The following is a 1612-nucleotide window of genomic DNA, read 5'->3' as shown; positions in this document are numbered from 1 at the left end:
AAAAATAAGGGCAGACGTTCTTTCGATTCAAGTTTTTGCAGTTCCTCAAAGGAAAAAAGTGATGGCTGGAGAATATAGAGAGCGTAAAAAGTTTTGTGTAAATGGTTAAACTTCCCATTAAGGAGATGATCATTTATGCAAGACAAAAGAGACATGACGATCAAGGAGTTAGCGAAGGATTGCCGCACCATCGAAGACGTGCACACTATGCTGAAAGATTTGTTCCGTGACACCATCCAGCAGTTGTTTGAAGCAGAAATGGATGACCATTTGGGCTATACCAAACATAGTACCGATGGGGATCATTCAGGAAATAGTCGGAATGGGTATAGTAAAAAGACGCTGAAGACAAAGTTCGGGAACACAGAAATTCGTGTGCCTCGTGACCGTAACGGCGAATTTGAACCTCACATTGTGAAGAAGCATGAAACGACCACAAATGGCTTGGAGGAGCAAATTATCGCACTCTACGCCAAAGGAATGTCTACACGAGACATTGAGGAACACATGAAGGATCTGTACGGAATCGATGTATCTCCTGCGATGGTTAGCAAGGTGACCGACAAGATTATGCCAATGGTGGCAGAATGGCAATGCAGACCGCTGGATCGGGTTTACCCCATCGTGTTTCTGGATGCCATCCATTTTAAAGTCCGTCAAGAAAATCGAATCGTCAACAAAGCAGCGTACAGCGTTCTCGGCATTTCGATGTCTGGTCATAAGGACATTTTGGGCATCTGGATCGGCGAGCACGAAAGTGCGAGCTTCTGGCTCAATGTGTGCACAGATCTGAAAAGTCGTGGTGTAGAAGATATCTTGATTGCCTGCAAGGATGGACTGGCGGGCTTCTCCGAAGCAATCAACGCAGCGTTCCCAAGAACCCAGATTCAATTGTGCGTCATTCACCAGATTCGCAACTCGATGAAATATGTACCGTTCAAGGAAGAAAAGGCCGTTTTGGCAGATTTAAAAAAAGTCTATCAAGCTCTTACGCTGGAAGAGGCCGAATCAGCATTTGCTATGTTCAAAGACAAGTGGGGGAAGAAGTATCCCATCATTATTCGCTCCTGGGAAAGCAACTGGCTTGAATTGACCGCCTATTTCAGCTATCCCCCAGAAATCCGTAAGATGATTTATACAACGAATATTATTGAGGGGTATCATCGGCAACTTCGTAAGGTCACCAAAACAAAAACGGCGTATCCAACCGACGATGCCTTACGGAAAATCATCTATCTGGCAACCATGGAGGCTTCAAAGAAATGGACCATGCCCCTTCGAAGTTGGAAAGAATGTATATCGCAACTGGCCATCCATTTTGGAGACCGCTTGCAAGGGGAACTGTCCGCATAAAGGGGCTGTTGGGTCGGCTTGACATGGAGCCTCTGCGGGCATGATTCTTTGCGATTGGGCGATGCCTGTAAATCATGCATCGCATGGCTGACGAGCCTATCATGCCCGCCCCTCCATGTAAAGCCGTTGAAGTAGCCATTCACCTGTTAAAAACCCATTTACACAAAAAAATTTACATTCCCAGAATATACAAGTGACTTCACCTTCCTCGAAAAGTTTTCGTGTGTGGTTGCTTGAAAACTTCTCCTTCTTGGGGTGA

1 protein-coding gene is annotated in these 1612 nt (G+C 45.5%); it reads left to right on the top strand.

The genetic code is table 11. The features are described 5' to 3' along the window. The first annotated feature begins 135 nt into the window (after positions 1 to 135). The gene (locus AC3WJN_RS25485) at positions 136 to 1353 is read left to right on the top strand and encodes an IS256 family transposase (protein ID WP_007786554.1); all 1218 of its coding nucleotides are present in this window, start codon (positions 136 to 138) and stop codon (positions 1351 to 1353) included. Positions 1354 to 1612: the final 259 nt, after the last annotated feature.

It is taken from the genome of Brevibacillus sp. FW306-2-1A-C05A (assembly GCF_058781555.1).
The sequence above is the reverse complement of the archived record's forward strand: the minus strand, read 5'-3'. Positions and strand labels throughout refer to the sequence as shown.